General features: G+C 43.3%; 20 protein-coding genes and 2 pseudogenes. 13 read left to right on the top strand and 9 right to left on the bottom strand.

The genetic code is table 11. The features are described from left to right. The first annotated feature begins 290 nt into the window (after positions 1–290). The 8 genes and pseudogenes from L4D76_RS19025 to L4D76_RS19060 all read left to right on the top strand — a co-directional run bounded on the left by L4D76_RS19025 (position 291) and on the right by L4D76_RS19060 (position 6,486). Positions 291–854: a hypothetical protein gene (locus L4D76_RS19025; RefSeq protein WP_428442466.1), complete on the top strand. Its 564-nt coding sequence runs from the start codon at positions 291–293 to the stop codon at positions 852–854. Between the two features lie 176 nt (positions 855–1,030). Beyond that, positions 1,031–1,302, top strand: a pseudogene (dhiT, locus tag L4D76_RS19030) (type II toxin-antitoxin system toxin DhiT). After that, a complete protein-coding gene (gene dhiA / locus L4D76_RS19035) occupies positions 1,296–1,820 on the top strand; it encodes a type II toxin-antitoxin system antitoxin DhiA (protein WP_428442467.1) in 525 nt (174 codons plus the stop codon). Before dhiT ends, dhiA begins: the two are co-directional and overlap by 7 nt. A 127-nt stretch (positions 1,821–1,947) precedes the next feature. Next, entirely contained in the window at positions 1,948–2,373 is a 426-nt protein-coding gene (locus tag L4D76_RS19040) for a GFA family protein (RefSeq protein WP_428442468.1), read from the top strand. Positions 2,374–3,252: 879 nt separating this feature from the next. Next, a complete protein-coding gene (locus L4D76_RS19045; protein WP_428442469.1) occupies positions 3,253–3,903 on the top strand; it encodes a LysE family transporter in 651 nt (216 codons plus the stop codon). Between the two features lie 279 nt (positions 3,904–4,182). Beyond that, positions 4,183–5,325 carry an NAD/NADP octopine/nopaline dehydrogenase family protein gene (locus L4D76_RS19050; RefSeq protein ID WP_428442470.1) on the top strand — a complete coding sequence of 381 codons (1,143 nt, stop codon included), beginning with the start codon at positions 4,183–4,185 and terminating at the stop codon, positions 5,323–5,325. Positions 5,326–5,599: 274 nt separating this feature from the next. Then, a pseudogene (locus L4D76_RS19055) lies at positions 5,600–5,905 on the top strand (GNAT family N-acetyltransferase); the annotation flags it as partial. A 35-nt stretch (positions 5,906–5,940) separates the two neighbouring features. Then, positions 5,941–6,486, top strand: a complete 546-nt coding sequence (locus L4D76_RS19060; RefSeq protein ID WP_428442471.1) for a P-loop nucleotide/nucleoside kinase family protein — start codon at positions 5,941–5,943, stop codon at positions 6,484–6,486. Between the two features lie 439 nt (positions 6,487–6,925). On the opposite strand, the gene L4D76_RS19065 is transcribed toward L4D76_RS19060, so the two are convergent. From L4D76_RS19065 to L4D76_RS19080, 4 genes are all read right to left on the bottom strand, one after another. Continuing rightward, on the bottom strand, positions 6,926–8,608 hold the full coding sequence (locus tag L4D76_RS19065) for an RluA family pseudouridine synthase (RefSeq protein WP_428442531.1): 1,683 nt from the start codon (positions 8,606–8,608) through the stop codon (positions 6,926–6,928). Positions 8,609–8,896: 288 nt separating this feature from the next. Continuing rightward, a complete protein-coding gene (locus tag L4D76_RS19070) occupies positions 8,897–9,949 on the bottom strand; it encodes a GGDEF domain-containing protein (RefSeq protein WP_428442472.1) in 1,053 nt (350 codons plus the stop codon). Between the two features lie 130 nt (positions 9,950–10,079). Continuing rightward, positions 10,080–11,006, bottom strand: a complete 927-nt coding sequence (locus L4D76_RS19075; protein WP_428442473.1) for an alpha/beta fold hydrolase — start codon at positions 11,004–11,006, stop codon at positions 10,080–10,082. Between the two features lie 115 nt (positions 11,007–11,121). Beyond that, positions 11,122–11,748, bottom strand: a complete 627-nt coding sequence (locus L4D76_RS19080) for a DUF2238 domain-containing protein (protein ID WP_428442474.1) — start codon at positions 11,746–11,748, stop codon at positions 11,122–11,124. 502 nt (positions 11,749–12,250) lie between these two features. Between L4D76_RS19080 and L4D76_RS19085 the strand changes: the two genes are divergently transcribed. Beyond that, complete coding sequence (locus tag L4D76_RS19085) at positions 12,251–13,591, top strand: DEAD/DEAH box helicase (protein WP_428442475.1); 1,341 nt, start codon at positions 12,251–12,253, stop codon at positions 13,589–13,591. Positions 13,592–13,765: 174 nt separating this feature from the next. Here the strand turns inward: L4D76_RS19085 and L4D76_RS19090 are convergent, their stop codons facing one another. Next, positions 13,766–14,728: a LysR family transcriptional regulator gene (locus L4D76_RS19090; protein WP_428442476.1), complete on the bottom strand. Its 963-nt coding sequence runs from the start codon at positions 14,726–14,728 to the stop codon at positions 13,766–13,768. Positions 14,729–14,855: 127 nt separating this feature from the next. On the opposite strand from L4D76_RS19090, the gene L4D76_RS19095 reads away from it, so the two are divergent. Continuing rightward, positions 14,856–16,274 (top strand): MATE family efflux transporter, encoded by a 1,419-nt coding sequence (locus L4D76_RS19095; RefSeq protein WP_428442477.1) that lies wholly within the window; start codon positions 14,856–14,858, stop codon positions 16,272–16,274. A gap of 66 nt (positions 16,275–16,340) precedes the next feature. Here the strand turns inward: L4D76_RS19095 and L4D76_RS19100 are convergent, their stop codons facing one another. Next, entirely contained in the window at positions 16,341–16,745 is a 405-nt protein-coding gene (locus tag L4D76_RS19100) for an SPOR domain-containing protein (RefSeq protein ID WP_428442478.1), read from the bottom strand. Between the two features lie 316 nt (positions 16,746–17,061). On the opposite strand from L4D76_RS19100, the gene L4D76_RS19105 reads away from it, so the two are divergent. The 3 genes from L4D76_RS19105 to L4D76_RS19115 all read left to right on the top strand — a co-directional run bounded on the left by L4D76_RS19105 (position 17,062) and on the right by L4D76_RS19115 (position 19,105). Beyond that, positions 17,062–17,448, top strand: coding sequence for a LexA family protein (locus L4D76_RS19105; protein WP_428442479.1), 387 nt, complete (start codon positions 17,062–17,064; stop codon positions 17,446–17,448). Beyond that, positions 17,448–18,752: a Y-family DNA polymerase gene (locus L4D76_RS19110; RefSeq protein WP_428442480.1), complete on the top strand. Its 1,305-nt coding sequence runs from the start codon at positions 17,448–17,450 to the stop codon at positions 18,750–18,752. Before L4D76_RS19105 ends, L4D76_RS19110 begins: the two co-directional genes overlap by 1 nt. 179 nt (positions 18,753–18,931) lie before the next feature. Further along, positions 18,932–19,105, top strand: coding sequence for a hypothetical protein (locus L4D76_RS19115; RefSeq protein WP_428442481.1), 174 nt, complete (start codon positions 18,932–18,934; stop codon positions 19,103–19,105). Positions 19,106–19,255: 150 nt separating this feature from the next. Here L4D76_RS19115 and L4D76_RS19120 read toward each other — a convergent pair whose 3' ends face one another. From L4D76_RS19120 to L4D76_RS19130, 3 genes are all read right to left on the bottom strand, one after another. Next, complete coding sequence (locus L4D76_RS19120) at positions 19,256–20,203, bottom strand: YeiH family protein (RefSeq protein WP_428442482.1); 948 nt, start codon at positions 20,201–20,203, stop codon at positions 19,256–19,258. A gap of 107 nt (positions 20,204–20,310) precedes the next feature. Further along, positions 20,311–20,634: a YdbL family probable chaperone protein gene (locus L4D76_RS19125; protein ID WP_428442483.1), complete on the bottom strand. Its 324-nt coding sequence runs from the start codon at positions 20,632–20,634 to the stop codon at positions 20,311–20,313. A gap of 18 nt (positions 20,635–20,652) precedes the next feature. Beyond that, the gene (locus tag L4D76_RS19130; RefSeq protein ID WP_428442484.1) at positions 20,653–20,868 is read right to left on the bottom strand and encodes a YnbE family lipoprotein; all 216 of its coding nucleotides are present in this window, start codon (positions 20,866–20,868) and stop codon (positions 20,653–20,655) included. Between the last annotated feature and the right edge of the window lie 45 nt (positions 20,869–20,913).

Genomic DNA, 20,913 nt, shown 5'->3' on the forward strand with positions numbered 1-20,913 from the left:
TTGCGGGGCGTTTACCTTGCAGATTTAAGTTAGTAAGCTGTTGTTCATAAAGATAATTGGCGCGAAATTGCTGTTCGGCATTCATGATAAATACTCCGTAGTGATTGGAGTATTAAGGGTAGTTTGAGGAGTATTTTCGCTTCACTCTGCCGCGCAGCGGCTTCGTTCAACAAAGCAATCAAGGTGATACGTTACACTCGGCAGTTTTGGTCTGAAGCTCGATGCGCCTTGCTAATTTAGTGGACGTACACCTTATTGCAGGCGTTATGTTTTTGGGGGAAGTTTAACCGATGATTAAATATTCTGATCTTCAGTCAGCTGATATAGCTGACGCTTTAGGTGAGTCATTTGACTTTGAATTGTGTCGAGCCAATGACGACTCTTCTTGGATAAAATTAGATCCTAATTTACCTTTCACTGTTTTGGCTGGCGAAGGATCTGGTGGTGTTTTTCTCGCATATGGAAATTTAGAACTGGAAAAACGACCGATACTCTTCGCTTCTTCTGAGGGACAAGCGGGCAAAGTTGCAAACAATCTACCGGAATTTCTAGCTTTGCTGATGGCTATTCCCTATTGGTTTGATTTGCTGAAGTTTTCGGGTAACGGTGATTTATCAGAAATGCGTAAAACAGCATTGTTCATGGAGCCGAAATATTGTGAGGACTATCCTGAATCATCTGAGGCAAGAGAACTGATTCAAAGTCACCTGGCACTTCCTGAAATTGAAGATCCTATTGCGGTGCTTCATGCTTGTGTTAATTCTACGGATTGCACTGTTGTTGCTGATGATGGATGGAAATATGAAACATTATTTAATAGTTTCGTTTCATCAGACAACAAAAGTTGGTCGTAAAAAAACATATAAAACAATCAAGGTGATGCCTTACACTCGGCATTTTTGGTTTGAAGTTCGGTGCGCTTGGTTGGTTCAACGAGGCACACCTTATTGTAGGCGTTATATACTCTTTCCTTTGTATCCCTCAAGATACGGTGCTATAGTTTGCTCATGGTAAAGCTATAGAGGTTCATATGCCAGAAATTGATGTATTGCTGGGCCTTTCGTTCTGCATGTACTTCTTCGATAACAAGCAGCACAAACTCCCTCACGTTCATGTGAAATATGGTGGTTATGAACTTATCGTAGCGATTGAAACTGCTGAAAGTTTAGAAGGTTACCTTCCAAATAAGCAGCGAAAACGAGCAGAAACGCACATTGCAGATAATCGTGAAAAACTCATGCAAATGTGGGCGAAAGCAGTCAACGGTGAAAACCCAGGTAAGCTATAGGTGACGTATGCTAAAAGTAATTGATGTTGATTGGTTAGAAGGCTTCAAGCTTGAGTTAACGTTTAGCGATGGTTTTTGTGGTGAAGTTGACCTTGAAGAGATTTTCCAGAAGCCAGCTTTTAAAACAGTAAGCGACTTCAAACGTTTCGCCCTGCGCAATGATGGTTCATTAGATTGGGAAGGTATTGATTTACCTGCGAGTGTTTTGCGTGAGCTAGCTATTGGTAGTTATGTTGATAATCCATTGAACCTCATAAATGTTCAAGAGATGGAGCAAATCATTAAACAGGCAGCTTGGGACTCAATGAAAGAAGGGCGAGTTGATATTCTTCAGGCGGCTATTCGCTCGTATGTTGAGTTTTTTGGTCATAGTCAGGTTGTTGAACGAGCCGGTATAAAAAGTCGTACAAGTGCGTATAAGTCACTAAAACCTGAGACATCGCCAAACTTTGGTACTTTGGTACAGCTTGGACATGCGGTGATTGAGATTGCTCAAGATCAGGCGAATTCCGCAAAAGCTAATCGTATATAACAAAACAATCAAGGTGATGCGTTACACTCGGCGGTTTTGGTTTGAAGTTAGGTGTGCTTGGCAAGTTCAGTGTCGGCACACCTTATTGTAGGCGTTATATTTGCGTCGAAATTCAAGGATGAAAAATATGTCAAAGTTAGTTGGAAATGTAGCTAGTTGTCTATGTGGCAACGTAAAAATACGAGTAGCTAACATCGACCCTAAGTTCACTGTTTGTCATTGTTCTTCATGTCGTAAATGGGGTGGTGGTCCTTTGTTTATGGCATCGTGTGGCACAGACGTTGAATTTGAGGGAAAGGAGTTAGTTAAAGAGTACGACTCATCGGCTTGGGCTACTCGTGGTTTCTGTACTAATTGCGGTACACATTTATTTAGCCGCTTCAAGAAAACAAATAGCTATAATATGCCAGTTGGTCTATTTCCAAACACGGAAGGATTGGAAATGAGCATGCAGTATTTCAGCGATCTTAGACCTGAATATTACTGTTTTTCCAACAATACACCGGAGATGACTGAAGCAGAGATCTTTGCTCATTTTGCTTCAGAGGTTTAGGAAAATATAATCGGGTAGCCGAGGGTTTCTAGCCCTCAGCCCCCACAACACCCTGCATGCGGATCCGCACAGGGCGTTTCCCAAAGATGTTTAAAGAAAGTTGGCCGATTAGCTCCTACTTTCTCCAATGCTGGCTACTGTATTATCAACGCCCCCATGCCTAAAGTCCGGTCGGATATAGCATGTTGAGTTGCACAGACTCCTCATTGAYCTYTAGGTTCAGGCCTTCACCGTGTCCCAACCATTACGATGGGCRTTTGGCTACTATGCCGTCTGCTGACTTCTGCTTAATCACCTATGCGAGTTACCCCGCAAGGCGCTATCGTTGTTCATCTGTTTCGCTCGAMCAAGTTGATGAAACTTGYTCGCCAGGCCTGTTGAACCAGRGGCCAAGCTGGTTAGGTAAACGAYCGCTTGTTAAGCAGATCTCCCCAGATAAGGACATGSACTTTCACTRCGCAACTGCATCATTTACGGTGRTCATTAAATCACTCGGCTTCGTCGTCTTGTGCCAACTCGCCTCTGACCTACGCCTCATATGATGTTCTTGTTCATCAGCTCGTAGTTTTGCTAGTGGCTTCCTTCAGACCGTTCCTCGCGGAAAAGCCCTTGCCATTCGCTAGTAGTTAACATCTAATAATCAATAGGTTATTAGACGGTGATTTTCCTACAGAGGACTTTCACCTCATTAGTTCATGCCCATGCTGGGCGTACACAATGCAATCAAGGTGATGCGTTTTACTCGGCATTTTTGGTTTGAAGTTCGATGCGCTTTGTTGGTTCATCGTGGCACACCTTATTGCGGGCGTTATATTTTTATACAACATTCGTGCCTTTTTATGCGATAGTTGCATATTAATCAACAAGGAGGTTGTTTGTATGGATGCTAGTTTGCTAGGTATTTTCGTCACAGTGGCGATTGCTCATTTTTTAGCTCTTCTAAGTCCTGGTCCTGATTTTGTCATCGTTGTAAAAAGTGCTATTCGAAATAGTGGGAAAAATGCTTTAGGTGTGGCTTTCGGGATTGCTACTGCAAATGCAGTGTATATAGGTTTGTGCTTAATCGGCGTTGGGTCAATTTTAGCGGCTTCAGTTCCTATAATGATCACACTTAAAGTCATTGGCGGCTTGTTTCTTATTTACCTTGCTGTACAAGCAATACGAGCGAGAAAGAGTGCATATGAAAATATCAATATTGCAGAGTCCAAAATATCTCACCAGACCACTTTTATCAGGGAGTTCATCACAGGCTTTATGTCTGGGATCCTAAACCCTAAAAATCTATTATTCTATTTGAGCCTTTTCACTGTGGTGTTAACCAATGATGTAGGCTTTTCTTTTAAGTTAGGTTTAGGTATTTGGATGACGTTGGTCGTGTTTATTTGGGATGCTGCAATTATTTCTCTACTTTCTACACCAAAAGTAAGAGGACAGTTTACTCGAATTGCGTATTACATTGATAAAGTGACAGGTGTTATGCTAGGGCTAATAGGCTTTACTATCGTCAAATCGGCAATCATACGTCAGTAAAAATATAAACAAAGCAATCAAGGTGATGCGTTACACTCGGCGGTTTTGGTATGGGGTTCAGTGTGCTTTACAGGTTCAGTAGGGCACACCTTATTGCAGGCGTTATGCATGTTTTTTGTTTTTAAAATAGATGCCTTCGCGTCGGGTGTAAGTTTCGCGTTGAATGAGCCTTTGTCTCTTCAACCAATTGGTTTGCACATTTTAACCGTTTTACTCTTTCAAGGGGATGGGTTTTTATAACCTTTGAAATAAGATCACAAAATGTTAAAAGGAAGAAAAATGAAAATCACCATAATTGGAGCTGGCAATGCTGGTTCTGCTTGTGCGTTTATGGCTGCTGAGGCAGGACATAAAGTAAGATTATTGAAGACTTCGAACCATATTACTCATGATGAGCATTTTGAAGCGATGGTCAGCAATAAGGGAATATATTGTATCGATAACACAAAAAAAGGGCATTTTACTGATAGTGCTGATGATGCCGAAAAAACCTTTCAACCATTGGAATTGATTACTCGAGACCCTAAAGAAGCGATTGAGGGGGCGGATGTAGTAATGGTTTTTATTCAAACCACATACCATCGGGATTTAGCTGAAAGAATCGCAAAATATTTTAAGGATGGTCAACTGGTTATCTTAATTCCAGGATATGCAGGCAGTATATTCTATAATAAATTTTGCGATAACAATCCAATATTTGCAGAAGGAGAATCTACCCCTAATGACGCAAGAGTGGTTGAACCTGGTACAGTGAAAGTCTTATTTAAGAATGTCAGAAATTCGCTGTCATTTTTTCCCGCCGCAAGAACGGCAGAAGGAATGGTCGTTGCATCCCGGTTGTTTCCTGCCTACAACATTGAAATGAACAGCGTGCGAAAACATATATTCGAATCGGCACTTCATAATCCCAATATCATTGTTCACACAGTGGGGCTGTATGTTATGTATCCAATGCTTGAGTATTGTGCAAAACATCATCCTGATGAAATTCCATATATGTACAGGGACGCACTTTCAACTGAAATGGCATGGCTGATGATAGAAAAATTGGACGCGGAAAAAATGGCGGTTTTAAGTGCTTTAGGATGTGAACCAATTCCTTATCTAAAAGCATGTTTATTTAGAAATGAAGAAGATCTTAAGCAAGACCCTAGAGAAGTTTTTGAAAGCTATAAAATCTCATCACCTCCAGGCCCTTATAGTTTCGATAATAGGTACATAACTGAGGATGTTCCTATGGGGCTAGTTTTATTATCATCATTAGGTGAAAAATTAGGTATTAGCATGCCTGAGTGTAATCGTTTGATCGAGATGTGCGGCGGAATTTTAGCAAGAGATTTTTATGAAGAAGGCAGAACGTTAGCTTCGTTAGGGTTAGGTGAACTAACAAGGGAGGATTTATTACATTTTGTAGAAATATAAAAAGTCGTGAACGACCGTTTTAGCTGTTCCAGTGTTAGTACAGAGCATTAAATTTTAAGCTTTGAAGGAAGTTTTTTATCCTGTGTTTGAGTTAATGTAAAACAAGAAAATTAAAGGACTGACAGCCAAAAGAGCAGGACAGCCATAACTTTTTGACACCTCTTCAGTCAGAAACGGAGCAACAAGAGCAAAATTCAAAGGGCAATGCTCCGCGGCTGATTGGGGCGTTATGTTTTATTCGACTATGGTGTGCTATCTAATAGAAATGGACGCTAGTGGTATTCCCAATTCACCATTGATTGAAATTGGTTGGCGTTTATCAACAGAACACTGGGGCTTAGGTTATGCGCCTGAAGCAGCAAACGTGGCATTAGCGTTTGCATTTGAAAAGCTATCATTGTGTGAGGTTTATGCCTTTACAGCCTTACCAAATGAGCCATCTCAACGGGTAATGACCAAAATTGGAATGGACAACATAAATCAAGACTTCAATCACCCTAAGCTACCGCCTGGGCATGTATTAGAGCGTCATTGTTTGTATAAAATAACGAAAGAGCAGTGGCTGGAAAAATCCACTTAACAGGGCGTTAGGCTTCGATTTTATATGGATTTCACATGAATAATAACACACCCGTTCTATATATCTTTTCTGGGTTACCTGCAGTTGGAAAGACCACTTTAGCTCAAATGTTAGCTAGACATACTAAAGCGTTATATTTACGTATTGATACTGTGGAACAAGGGCTAAGGGATTTATGTAATGTTCACGTTCAAGGCGAAGGATACAGGCTCTCATATCGTGTTGCGGATGACAATTTGCGGTTAGGAAACGATGTTATTGCAGACTCGTGTAACCCCATTGAATTAACACGCAAAGAGTGGCAACAGGTTGCGAAAGACTCAAAAGCGATATTTGTCGATATTGAAGTTATCTGTTCAAATGTTACAGAGCATAGAGATAGAGCTGAGACCAGAGACTGCACCATTAAAGGTTTAGTTTTACCTAAATGGGAACAGATTAAGTCACGAGAATACCACAATTGGTCAGATAACATTATTCAGATAGACACAGCGAACAAAAGTCAGGAAACAGCCTTCCAAGAACTACTGCAAAAAATCGAACGATATAAACCAAGACAACGAACAAAAACATCAAGTTGATGCGTGTTCTCAATGCTGTTCATTGGCAAATGAGCATTATCAAATCATGAGTATTAACAGTAAGGTTAAAATGGAAATAGTACTAATCCGACATGGTAAACCTACTGGTGCAACTAACCCTAAATTAACGGCAACAGGATTTGCACGTTGGGTCAGAAATTATAATCGCTCTAAAGTAACTCATGCAGCATAAGAAAATAGCAGTCTTTGGTCATGGTTTGACAAATAAATATGTCGCTAAAGAGCTCGTGAAGCTAGGTTGGTGTTGTTCTGAAAAAGGCAAATCGTACTGGGGAGTTACCAAGTTAAGTACAGAGCTGGCTTGACATGTTTTGACCTGACAGTCACCAATTCTCAATTGGTGACTGTCTGAACAAGACTCATGAAATAAATGCAGCTGTAAAACAAAAAGACCTACAGCTAAGTGAAACAAACTATCTTAAAACTCGGCTTCAACTTGGAACCGCATTGGTTCGTGAGTGATAGGGTGTTCCAATGTTAACGATTCTGCATGCAGATGTAAGCGACGGGCTTTATGACCGTAAAGGTCGTCACCTGAAATGGGCATGTTCAGTCCTAGCGAATGCGCACAGTGGACACGAAGTTGATGTGTGCGTCCTGTTTTGGGATGCAAATACACTTTCGTCTGCGTGTTGCTTCGCTCGACGACTTGCCATGTTGTTTCGGCGGGTTTGCCATGTTCGTAGCAAACCAACTGGCGTGGTCTGTCGTCTAAATCCCCGCGCATTGGCAAGTTTATAATGCCTTCATCTTGCTCTAATACGCCGTCGATTAAGGCAACGTAGCGTTTTTTTACTGTGCGACTAATAAACTGCTTCTGTAAACTTTTATTCGCTCGCTTGGTCAACGCTATTACCATTAAGCCCGAGGTAGACATATCGAGCCTATGTACGATTAAAGGGCCGGTCGCTTCGGGAAAGCGTTGTTTCATCCGCAGATAGACCGAATCTTCAATCGTTTTCCCTGGTACAGATAGAAACTCTGCAGGTTTATTCACCACGACCATGTCATCATCTTGATAAACAATGTCGATAGTTTTTCCTTCAGCAGGGTTGGTCAACAACGGGTTCTCATCCATTGCGATCCCTTCCAGTATGTGGCCTAAAATTGGCTGGCATTTACTTTTACATGCCGGATAGAAATTTTTGTGTTGTCTGATCTCTGATTTAGGTGGCGCTCCCCACCAGAATTCAGCCATAGCTAACGGCTTCATTCCCCATTTAAAAGCGTAGTGAAGTAATTTTGGCGCTGCGCATTCTCCAGATCCCGCTGGCGGGGTATGGTCTGGGGTGTCGTTGAAAATATCATTTAAGTTTTTCTCGACACCTTCGGCGTTTAGGAAGCGATACTGTTCAAACAATTTCTGCTGCAAAGAGGCCGACAGGACTTTACGTTTACTTCTTAGCAAATCGAGCTCATTAGTAAGCTGAAGAAGGTTTTGGTGAGCCGTCTTAATTCGTTCATCCCAGTGTAGCTTTAAATCTCGTAGCTGGTATTTCTCTTTAATGCTTTCGGTACTTAGCTGCGCTTTAAGCTGTAAAAAATCAGCAGGAGCGAGCTCTGTCGCCCCCGATTCTCTTTGCGCCTTTCTAACTTTTCGCCCTTCAATCATCGTCTCTCGGTGTGATTCGATTTGCACTCGAGCCGCGTCTTTTTCTACGGCTAATGCCATTTTGAATTCGGCGATTTTCGGGTTTGCTTGTAAGTTATTTAGTTGGTTGTTTATTGCATTGACTTCTGATTGTTCAGCAAGAAAGAAGCTGTCTTCAGTCAACATATCAAAGACTGGCGGAACAAATTTAGGGAGCAGATTTTTATCAGCAATTTTTCCTGAAAAAGCAGATAAGTAGCCAATTTCACCACACTTTTTTTGTACCAACAATACACCGAACATTTTACCGATCGCTGTTTCTGTATTACCCGTAAGACCGAAGTTATGCTGCCATTGCGTTTGCGTCTCAAGATGGTGTTGTAGTTCTTTAGCTGCTAACAGACACAGTGGGTGAGGCTCATAATAGAAAGGGAAAGTAAACTGCTCAGGTAAGCGATACGCATCAATCGATTCTTTAAATGGGGTAAAACAATTTTCTTGGGAGTGCATATTCTGATCTATTGTGATGAACGTTAGCCACGAAAGCATAAAGCTTCATTGGCGCTTAAGGAGGTGGGATTTTAACCTTTCAAAATGGAGATATCACTAAGCAATGGGGAATTAATCTTTGTTTTGTCATAGAAGCTAGGAAGTGGACAACTAAAATTGAATACGCTTACCCTTCATTTTAGTACCCGAAATGAAGGGTGTAGTAAAAAAACAACCTAGCAAGTGTATGGTTTAATTGATAATTGCAAGATGTGTCATGTCATTTGCACTATATAAAACCTGTCATGATTATTCACTGATTGCAATCTGACTGCAGCCCCAGCTTTTCGCACGTCGTAACGTGCTATCAGCTTTGATGTAATCGTAGCTGAATTCCTGGTATTCAATGGGTGTAATGCCGACACTGACAGTGATGCTTACTTCATGTCCTGACGCTAATATCAGCGACCAATTTGCAATTTTATCTTTAAGATAAGATGCAATTTCTTCTGCTTGTTTAATGTCGGTTTCAGGTAGTAGCACGCAGAATTCCTTACCACCTAAACGTGCCAGGTGATCCTCTTGACGAGTATGCTCACGTAAGCATTTCGTTAGCATCATTAGCATTTGATCCCCTGCGTGTAACCCATAGCGATCATTAATCGATTTAAAATTATCGATATCGAGTAACAGCATCGAAAAATCGCGCATGTATCGTTGACTGCGTGCTGATTCATTTTGATAGATAGGAAGCAGCCCTTGACGGTTGTGTAACCCTGTCAGGAAATCCGTTGTTGCGGTTAGCTTTACACGTCGGATTGCTTCGTTACGGTGGCGAGCCAGCAAGTAAGCCATGACGAATATAGTGGAATATGCGCTGATGTTTTGTAATGCTTCAGAAATCTGCAGTTGCTTGTCAGAGATACCGGCAACACTTAATACGATATAAAAGCCGCCAAACAACGAACTGTACCACGCGGCATGTTTATGTTGCAGAGCAAAGAAGCAAAGTAGTGGAATAGCCAGGCCGATAGTCGTGCTGATATGGCGGGTATCATCGGCATAAAAACCCATAGTACAGGCGGCCGTCGTAGCGATAATGAAAACCCAGACAAGCAGGAAAGGATTAATCTTATATCGATTAATAATAGTGAGTAAGTAACACAGACACATGCCTGCGATAGCAGAAAAAGTGAAAGATGGCGAAACGTTAGAGACCAAGTAGGTGAAGGCAATAATTGCACATATCATACCGGCGAAAGGGAAAAGTAAGGCTAACTGCTTTTGAAGTGTTTTTTCGCTAAGTTCGATATAGGCATAATTTGAAGATTCAAGCTGACTGCTGTTGATAAATGTAGTCATAGTATTCGCTGACATCCCTGTTACATCATAAGAAACCCTCAATGTGCAACACGGCGCATTGAGGGTGATAGAGTAATCAGAAATGCAGCTCATGTCTAATAAGTTTAAGTAACAAATGTAATTTATTGATTTAAATTATAAATGCTTTAATTAAATCTACGACGACTGTTGGTTGCTCATTCGTGACACCATGTCCCGTTTGCGGAATGACCACAACAGGCACTTCTAAGAATTTACTTAGTTCGATACCGTTTTTTAGCGGGAAAATTTGATCACTGTCCCCCCAGATAATCATGCTTGGCGGTAATTGGCTCGGTGAGTGTTGAGCAATACGTTCGCGCTCATTGGCCAACGTCGTGATAAGTGCCTCCCTTTCAGTTTGCCAGGGTGCAAAATAATTCTGGTAGATCTGATCGGCGATAAAGTCGGGCATGTGCTTCTTTTCATAGAACACATGGTCGAATAACCGTCTTACTTCATCACTGTTTTTGGGTACGAAAAGATCTTCGGGTTCATCGACGTTAGCTCGCTGGCAAAGAACGGCAAGATCTAGATCAGAGAAGAGTGGGCCAGGGCTGGCAATGATGATTGACTTACTAATACGTTCAGGTGTGGTCATCATGTTATAAGTGACAAAGCCTCCGTATGAGATCCCCGCGACGTTCACTTTGTCGATCTTTAAATGGTCCACTAGCTGCCAGATGGCTTCTGTCTGAGTGGTCAGGTTAGGTTGTCCGTTACTGTATGAATCGCCAAACCATGCCAGATCAGGTGCAATCACCATGTAGTTCTGACTTAGGGCAAGCATCTCTTTTTTCCAGGTTGAGATGGCCGTACCACCAAAACCGTGTAGCAACAGCAGCGGTTCGCCTTTTCCACCAACCCAATACTTTAATGTGCCTCCTTCTTTTAGTGGCAAAAATTGCTCAGAGTAACCAACATCAACTAAATCATCTTTATCTTGCTGTGCTTTCCAGTTGACGAGTTCACATCCAGATAAGGCAAAAATCATCACCAGAAGCATTAAAATGTGACGGTATATCTTTGGTGTTGGCATAGGAGATTCCGGTTCAGAGAGATAATGTTATTATACGGTGTTTTTTATTGTAGGGTAAATACCGAGTGGATAAATAAGAAGACCGCTGAACAACGACCTTCTTGGTTAGTCGCTTTTAATTACCACTCACTTTATCGGTCGAATCGATGCGATAAGGTTGATAGATAAAGAACAGAGCCAGACTAAATACCGCCCCCAATGTATCTGCCAGCATGTCTTTTTGCGCATCCCAGATATCACCCTGCGAGCCCAAGAACTCAATACCAGCTTCGCCTCCGGCAATTACGGCATACCACCATTCGATAATTTCGTACGCTGCTGCTACACCCATAATGGTTAATAAGCCAAACCACCCAGCAAGAAACGGGTTGCAATGTCCTTTTCGTGAAAGGTACTCCGCAACGGGGTAAGCGTAGAAACCAATTGAGAAGTGGGAAAAGCGGTCGAAATGATTGCGCTCGGAACCAATTAAATCACCGAACCAGTCAAAGGGAACGTTGGCGAAGGTGTAGTGCGCACCGATGCTATGCAAGATTAGCCAGCAAGCCATAAACATGTAAGCGGCATCAGAGAATCGGAACCATCTGTAGGTGACTACCAGTGGGATGAAAATCAGCAAAATAGGGACTATTTCAGCCCACCATACTTTAGGAAAGGCAGGGTTCATACCTGACCATAGGATCGTCGCGCTTACGAGTATTCCTAGCAGCACGGGGACTAATATCGATTTTTGTTTTGCCATTTTGTTCGATTACCTCTTACCTATAATGCCTTGATAAATAATGGTTAAAAAGAGAGTGGTGTTTTATTGAGATCGTCATACCTTCGGATTATTTATGTCAGCTCACATAAATAATCCGAAGATACTTATCTATTATGGACGCATGTAATTGAAGTTGTTGTTTTCTGTGTAAAGCGCTGAGCGCAATAAGTGTTATATCAAGCAGAGGCATAGGTATGTGCGTGGTTGGATTAGATTGGCGCGAACAGTGGGGTTGGTGGTGTTTAAGCATTATCGCACCTTTTACTGAATGGTTGATATTTTACGAAGTTGATAGGTTGATTAAAACACGCAATTGCACGCCGTGCAATTGCGGTGATTACTTGTTTAATAATGAATGATATTAGATGTTCATCGAAAGATTTGTGTTATAATCCGCCGCTAACATTTTTCATCCTGGTGTGAGTTTCGTCACGCGGGATTTGTAAACTCTGAATCAGAGCGTTTTTACCGGAGCATCATTTTGCATTTTAAAGATCTTGGATTAGACCCACGCCTTCTTAAGAAATTGACACACCTTGGGTTTGATCGAGCAACTGAAATTCAACGAACCGCCGTCCCTGTGGCTATTATGGGTAAAGACGTGCTTGCCTCGTCGAAAACAGGCTCTGGTAAAACACTGGCATTCTTGTTGCCTGCAATGCAGCGCATGTACCGTAGTAAGCCGTTTACACGCCGCGACCCTCGAGTTCTTATTTTAACGCCAACCCGTGAGCTGGCAAAACAGGTTTTTGCTCAATTACGTACGTTGAATGCGGGTACACCGTATGACGGTGCTTTGATTGTTGGCGGTGAAAACTTCAATGATCAGGTTAAAGAATTCCGTAAAGATCCAATGTTTGTTGTGGCTACTCCGGGGCGTTTTGCTGATCACCTTGAACACCGTAGCACACACCTAGATGGTCTTGAAATGCTTATTCTTGATGAAGCGGACCGCATGCTAGATCTTGGTTTTGAAGCGCAGTTACGTCGTATTCACGAAACAGCCAATCACCGTCGTCGTCAGACGCTAATGTTCTCGGCAACATTGGATAACGAAGATGTGATTGAAATGGCGACGGAAATGCTGAATGCACCGAAGCGCCTTTCTATCGGCAACTCAAATGAAGAGCACACTGATATTACACAGCGCTTCTTTTTGTGTGACCACCTTGATCACAAGCAAGCATTATTAGATAAAGTGCTTGAAACAGAAGACTATAATCAGCTTATTATTTTTACGGCAACTCGTGCTGATACCGATCGTTTAACCAAAGAGCTTAACGAACGTAAACTGAAAGCTGTCGCATTAAGCGGTAACTTAAATCAGAATCAACGTAACAGTATCATGAGCCAGTTCGAGCGCGTATGTCATAAGATCCTGGTAACAACAGACATAGCTTCTCGTGGTCTGGATATTGATAACGTATCACACGTTATTAACTTTGACATGCCAAAGCACGCTGAAGAATATGTTCACCGCGTTGGTCGTACTGGTCGTGCCGGTAACAAAGGTGATGCAATTTCACTGGTTGGCCCTAAAGACTGGAAGAGCTTCAAAAGTGTAGAAGCATATCTGCAGCAAGAAATTACGTTTTCAACCATTGAAGGTTTGGAAGGTAAGTTCAAAGGTCTGAAACCTGCGCCGAAGAAGAAGTTTGTTAAGAAGAAACCGACAGATAAGAAACCTTCTGCACCGAAGAAAGCATCCACGTCAAGTGCGAAGAAGAAGACGGATAAGCGTTTTTATGAAAACGTTGCAGTCGGTGATAATGTCTTCATGCCGAAGAAGAAGCGTAACGTCGACGTTAACAGCGACGATTAATTGATGTGCTCTTCATTGTAAAGCGAAGGGCAGCAATTATCGCTTCAAGATTAAAAAAGAAAGGGTGCTTATTAAGCACCCTTTTTGGTATTTAAAATACCTGAACATGGCCAGAAAACCGCTGAAAACTCATCACCAGCATCTACATTGGTGACCTTGTCACTTTTACTGGCGTCATTCATCCAATTCCATTTCCCAGTTATTTTGATCGGCAAGTTCGAGCAACTGTGCCATTTCTTCGTCTAACTTATTGACTAACCATGATATAAAATTAGTGACCTTGTCACCTTTGGTGTTGCAGTAATAGTAGTAATTCCATGGGCTACCAATGACTTTTACCGATTCGGGCAACTTCAGATAGCCTTGTTTGAGTTCATTAACCACCAGCATTAAATCGGTGATCGTAGCACCTTGTCCGGCAAGGCAAGATGTCAAAGCCATGTCCAGGGTGTCAAAGGTCAGGCCGGTATCATTATTCAGCTGATGTTTGTCATTTTTTTTCAGCCACTCGCGCCAGTCAGAACGATCAGGCGTGGGATGGAGGCGAGGGTATGTCAGCAATTCATCGACAGTCAGCGAGGCATCACCTTTGGTAAGCAATGTGGAATAAACCGGTGCCAGGTATTCTTTGCGCAAAAAATTGTTTTGATATTTTGCCTTAGGCTGTGCCAGCTGACCGAAAATGGCAATATCGTAATCATCGACATCTAAATTCAGTTCATCATCGCTATGGCTGATGGTGGAAGAGAGCACAATATCCAAATCCGGGTTCTGTTCCTTGAAGGAATGCAACCGGGGGATCAGCCAGCGCACAGCAAAGCTCATCACGACTTTCAAACGCAATGTATGGCTATCTTGATTTTTTAGCTGGCGAATAGTGCCGTTTAACTCACTGAATTGCCGGGTCAGCAATAGGGCTATTTCTTTGCCCTCATCGGTTAAGATCAATGCCCGATGTTGGCGAATAAACAGTGCAAAACCAAGGTTTTCTTCCAGTTGACGGATCTGGCGGCTAACTGCACTTTGGGTCACACTCAGTTCTTGTGCTGCAAGCGTAAAACTGAGGTGTCTTGCTGCTGCTTCAAAGACTCGAAGCCCATTCAATGATGACGGTAACAAAGCGTGTCGTGTAGCCATAATGTCAGATCTTCCTTGCATGAGTTTTTAGAATGCTAAGGTGCCATAAAAGTCGTTTGAAAAGCAATCCTTATGTCTTAACATTAAACACATAACAATAATATTAATCTGCATAATTAGGTCGTCTATGAAAAAATTGCTCAGCCTGGCTGTTCCGCTCATTATTTCCCAACTGGTTGCGCAACTACTGGTCTTTACTGATGTCTGGATGATGGCGCAATTAAGCATTGTGGCAATCGGCGGAGGCGGTCTTGGTGCATCAGTTTACTCTTTTGTCTTTATTATTGCGGGCAGTACCGTTGGTTGTGTCGCAAACCTTATTGCCATTGCATATGGCAAGCGGATGCATCAAAAAGAGCTAGGTGATACCGAGATCAGAATGGCTTTAAAAGGCGGGATATTACTGACCCTTATGCTGACGCTCGTCTTACAGCCGGTATTTTTTATGCTTGAAGGCTGGTTACTGATGGCGGATCAGGATCCGCAAGCTGTGGCGTTGGCGATGGATTACTTAAATGCATTGAAATGGTCAATGCTACCAACACTAATTTTGCTGGTATTGCGGAGCCTGGTAAGTGCATTTGGCGATGCACGTTCCATTATGATCATGTCACTGGCAACCGTGGTACTGAATGTGCCGATCAGCTATCTGTTTGCCTTCACCATGAACATGGGGATCGCAGGCTTAGGCTATGGGACGTCACTGGCATCACTGATCATGATGCTGGCTTATGGGTACTGGGTCTTTCGTCACCCGCGCTATCGTCAATACACGCCATTTGCAGGATTACATGAGTATAAATTAGGCGCGATAAAGCCGTTGTTAGCGATAGGTGTGCCAATCATGATTGCCACCTTACTAGAGCATGCGCTGTTTTCTGGCGGTGCCTTGCTGGCGGGAACATTAGGCGCGGTATCGCTGGCGATTCACCAGATTGCTATGCAGTGCCTGAATCTCTCCTGGAACATCGCTTTTGGTTTTTCGCAGGCAGCATCGATTCTGGTGAGTCAGCATGTGGGCAGCAGAGAGCCTAACATGGTCCGTCAATATGCCAAACAAGGGCTGTTTGTTGTCACGGCAACCAGTGCGGTCATTGGTTTGTTGCTCAGTATCTGGCCAGAGTTTCTGACTCAGGTGTTCAGTATTGAAGGCGATGTTCTGGCACAAGAATTGGTGAGTGCATTGCCAGGCGTGATGATCATGGTCGCGATGTGCTTTGTGGTGGATGCATGGCAGCTGACGGCAATAAGCGTATTACGTGGTATGAAAGTCGTGATAGGGCCAACGATCTCGACTGTGGTTGGTTACTGGCTGGTTGGTTTACCTGCTGCATGGTTACTGATGAAGCTGATGGGGCTGGAAGGCGTATGGGCCGGTATGGGCATTGGTTTGGCGGCAACGGGGGTGATGTTAGTTCTCTTATTGTTCAAGCATATCGCTAAGTTCGAACGCGATGTCAGTCAGGCCTCTGTCGCTAATGGGGATATGAATATTGGTACTGACGGTAAAAAACGCGCTATTGAAGCCCAAGCCTTAGTGGTATAAGTTTTTAACTAGTTCATCCATTTGAAAAAAGCCAGAAGTTGATTCTGGCTTTTTTGTTGGTACGGTTTAACGCATGCGGAAGACATCCGTCTTTTTATCATTTTGTACTTCCGCAAAGCTGCGAACAAATGGTCCTTGCTGGCGAATGTGAGGTGATAACCCCTGGATCACTCGCTTGGCTTCTTCTTTCGATGCAAAATCACCATAAATAACGGCGTACCAGCTTTGTCCGCGACTGTGTTTCCAGTTGACCCAAATTGGATCCTGCCCCTGGATATCTCGGATATAACCGCGAACATCTCGCTCCTCACTTAATGCAAGTACCTGAATGGTGAAACGGCCAGGATCTAAATGCCCGTACGCTTCCTGCGTTGTCATTGCACCTACGCACTGGCTTTCAGTATGTGTTGTTTCAGTGGTTGAACAACCGGAAAGAACAAGCAGTGCTAAAGCTGCGATCATCTTACGCATTAAGAGACTCCATAAAAGGTTTTATACCCATCTGATAAATGGTTGCAGAATGATCATTGCATTCTGCAGGCGGGTATTTTGTTATAAGTGATTCAGCGGCAAGTTTATCAAGAAGATAAATTATTGATGCATAAAACCGAACAAGCCGTTTTTGTTTGATGCTTTTTACATCATTTTTGGGTTGAAAAATCACCACCGCTTACAATTTGCTTAAAGACTGTGCATTCATACAGAAAAAACACATCCAATAAGTGACTATTGTACCGGTTTGCCATTAAGCTGTATATATATACAGTGCTGGCGAGTGAGAGAAGCAATGGCTGTACTGCCTTTATTTATTGAATCGGTGAAATGTGGTTTCCCGTCACCGGCTGATGGCCATCAGGAGCAATTAGAGCTGGAGGACTATCTGATCCGCAATCCGAATGCGACCTTTTTACTGCGAGCTTCCGGCGAGTCGATGGTTGGTGTCGGCATTTATGACGGGGATTTACTGGTGGTAGACAGAGCTGAGTCTATTGTTCCCGGGCGAATTGTCGTTGCCCGGATCTATGATGAATTTACCTGCAAGCGCTTAGTTCGACATAATGGCGCGTGGTGGTTGAAAGCTGAAAGTCCGGCTTTTAAACCGTTTCCGATGCCTGAAGATTCTGAAATCTTTGGTGTTGTCACGCGTAACATCCATGATTTGTTAAAAGTGTAATGGCGTTACACCTTGAAGGCTATCAAAATCAAGTATGGGCGCTGGTGGATGCCAAGAGCTTTTATTGCAGCTGTGAACAAATTTTTGATCCGAAACTGGCCAATAAACCCATAGTCGTGTTGTCAAATAACGATGGCTGCTGTGTTGCTCTATCAGAGCAGGCGAAAGCCTTAGGCATTAAACGCGGTGCGCCATGGTTCAAAATTGAGCGAGAGGCACGGCGATTAGGCGTTCAGGTCAGAAGCTCCAATTACACCTTATACGCCGATATGAGCCGGCGTTTTATTGAAGAGCTGAGTCAGTTTTCTCCCCATATTGAGCAATATTCGATTGACGAGGCCTTTGTTCGTTTAGATGGATTTCAATTAGATACCCTTGAAGATTACGGCAACAAGATCCGAGAAACCATTATGCGTAATATTGGGTTACCTGTGCGGGTTGGCATCGGATCAACGCCAACGCTGGCGAAACTGGGCAATCAGGCAGCGAAGCATTATGAAATGCGGGTCAAAGGGGTAATTCAGATTGATTCAGACTATAAACGACGCTGGTTGCTGGAACGTACGGATATTCAGGAGATCTGGGGAATAGGGGCCCGTACCGCAACGCGATTACGTACCACCGGGATCGAAAATGCCCTGCAACTGGCAGACAAGGATCCGGCAGACATGCGGCGGTTATGGAATGTCGGGCTAGCACGAACAGTACTGGAATTGCAGGGAATAGCCTGTATTGAGCCGGGGGATATCGACGAGACCCGCAAGCAGATCTTATCCAGTCGTAGTTTTGGCGCAGGTATTTCAAACTTTGATGAACTGAAGGCAGCACTCGCCTTTCATTGCCAGCGAGCCGGAGAAAAGCTGCGTAAGCAGGGAAGCCAGGCAAATATGGTGGGGATCTTTTTACGTACCAATCGTTACAAAGATTTGCCACAGCATAACAAAAGCAGTGTGCTGCCGTTGGGCTGCCCGAGTCAGGATACCTATAAGTTTCTCGATCTGGCACTGGCTCAGTTGGCTCAGTTGTATCGCCCCGGTTACGAATACCAGAAAATAGGGGTGATGTTAGATGATCTGACAGCAGCAGAGAACAACAGCTTCCAGCTCGATATGTTTGATAACAGCGCTCTAGAGGAATCTAAACGCCGCGATTTGATGGCAATTACCGATCAAATGAATGCGAAATATAAAAACGGCATCAAACCGGCCTCGGTGATTGGTTCAACCAACTGGCATATGCGCCAGGCCTTTCGCTCTAACCGTTGGACAACCCGGCTGGATGAATTGCAAACCGCGAAGTGTTAGGCCCGCTTATCTTTCAACAACCTTATAGCGTTTGCTTATGTCATAGTGGTAAATAGTATTTTTCATTATGGTCAAACCTTTTCAATAATATATACAGAGAATAAAAGCCAATGAATTCTCGCTGAACTCAGCATCTTGCAGTGGCTTGGGTATAAAGAGAATTGAAAGGGTATGACTTGATGGTTAAATGGATAGGCTTAGTGCTGGTTTTAGTGGTGTTGTCATTAACGACGTCAGGGTTGGTCAGTGCGTTACTCGACCTCAGTGCGTTTATGGTGTTATTAGTGGTGGTCGGGAAGAGAGCTGCTAGACGACATGATAGGAAGACTGTGATTAACAAGCCTAGTCATTGAAAAGAATAGAGCCCACCCGTGATGACGTTACCACGTCACAAAGCGAGTGTCAGTCGGACTCGTTTTATATTTCCTGCCAAGTCAATAATACCAATCGGAAGCATAGTCCCGATTGGTATATACCCAAATCACCTTAAAATCAGCCAGATCTCATAAACCTATTTGGATATAGGTCAGAGAGCCGATACCAATTGCCAGCCAAAGTATAATGCCAAGCAGCAGAGGCTTAAAACCGGACGTCCGGAGCTTTTGTACTGTGATACCAGAACCAATCAGGAACAGGCACAAGACCAGGATCCGTTTGGCTGCCATAAATATCTGGTCGTAAACACTTTGTAAAGAGGGAACATAGTGAGCAAATAAAATAGCCAGACAGTAAAACAGAATGAAATAAGGGATCCCAATCTTCTTGCTATCGCCCTTGAACAGGAGTGCACTGATAAAAGCGATTGGAATGATCCATAGTGCGCGAGCCAGTTTCAATGTCGTCGCCGTTCTGAGTGCCTCATCACCGTAAGCACCCGCGGCACCGACAACCGAAGAGGTATCATGGATCGCAATGGCTGCCCAGGTACCAAAAGCGTGCTGGCTCATCTCCAGCAGGTGCCCAATGGCAGGGAAAACAAATAATGCGACGGAGTTCAGTACAAAGACCGTGGCTAATGCTAACGAGGTTTGATCATCGCGGGCATTGATTGCAGGTGCAACTGCTGCAATCGCACTACCACCACAGATGGCCGTACCGGATGCAATGAGGTGTCCTGTCTTTTGTTCAATGCGCAATATTTTGGTTAATAGCCAGCCAATGATCAGAGTAAAAAAAATAGAGCAGACAATCAGGCCCAATCCTTGTTTACTGGCTTCAATGGCCTGTTCAAAGTGGATACCAAACCCCAATCCAATGATTGAATAGGAGAGGAGTTTTTTGGTGGCAGCTGCGATATTAAACCGTGCAGGCACCAGCCCTAAACTGGCGAGAGAAAACCCGAGAATAAGTGCAACAGGAGAACTGATAATGGGCAGTAAACAAATGAGAGCCACAAAGAAGAAAGGCATGTCAGAAGTCTGAAATCGTTTAACAGCGTTGTTCAGAGGCATTAGGTTCAGCAAAAAAGAGTCTAAAAGTGCAGCGAGTATACTCTGAAGCCTCTATTTCGTTAATTTAAATATATTGATGCCAGGGTTAAGAAAAACTGAACGAAAAGCTATTTCTTTATCCACTTGCCTGCTGCGTTTTGGTAATAGTGACCAGGTCGGGTTTTATCTACCGCTTTTTTATGGGCCAATACGCCGACTTCTGTCGTGGTTAAGCCATGTGACACAGCAATTTTCTTATAGCGTTCTTTTCGCTGGGTATTAACCTGTGCAACCAGTTGGGTGACTTCGGCAGGGGCATTAGACGTGACAACAGCGACGTATCCGTTGCTTGTTTCACCGACTAAACCTTGTGATTTTGCTTGTTGCAGATCGAGAGCAAAGGCACTTGCGCATATGAAAAATGCGAAAAATAGGATTGAAAAATTCTTCATGGCATTCTCCCTGCCGACTCAGAATACATCATCGTCACTGAACAAGTCATCAATTTCCTTATCGACTTTTATTCTGATTTCATGCTCAATTTTGACATTCAAATTGACTTCAATCGGCTTGTCAGAGGCGGTGACCTGAATGGTAGGTGTGCATCCGGCTAATCCAATAGTCGATAGCATTAATGTCAATGCAAGGAGTGTGAGTATGCATGAAAATTTTAGCTGTATGTCCATGGGCTATGACCTTCTTAGCCATTTATATCAATTAAGCGCATAAAT

Source organism: Photobacterium sagamiensis, assembly GCF_050337085.1.
GTDB classification, from domain to species: domain Bacteria; phylum Pseudomonadota; class Gammaproteobacteria; order Enterobacterales; family Vibrionaceae; genus Photobacterium; species Photobacterium sagamiensis.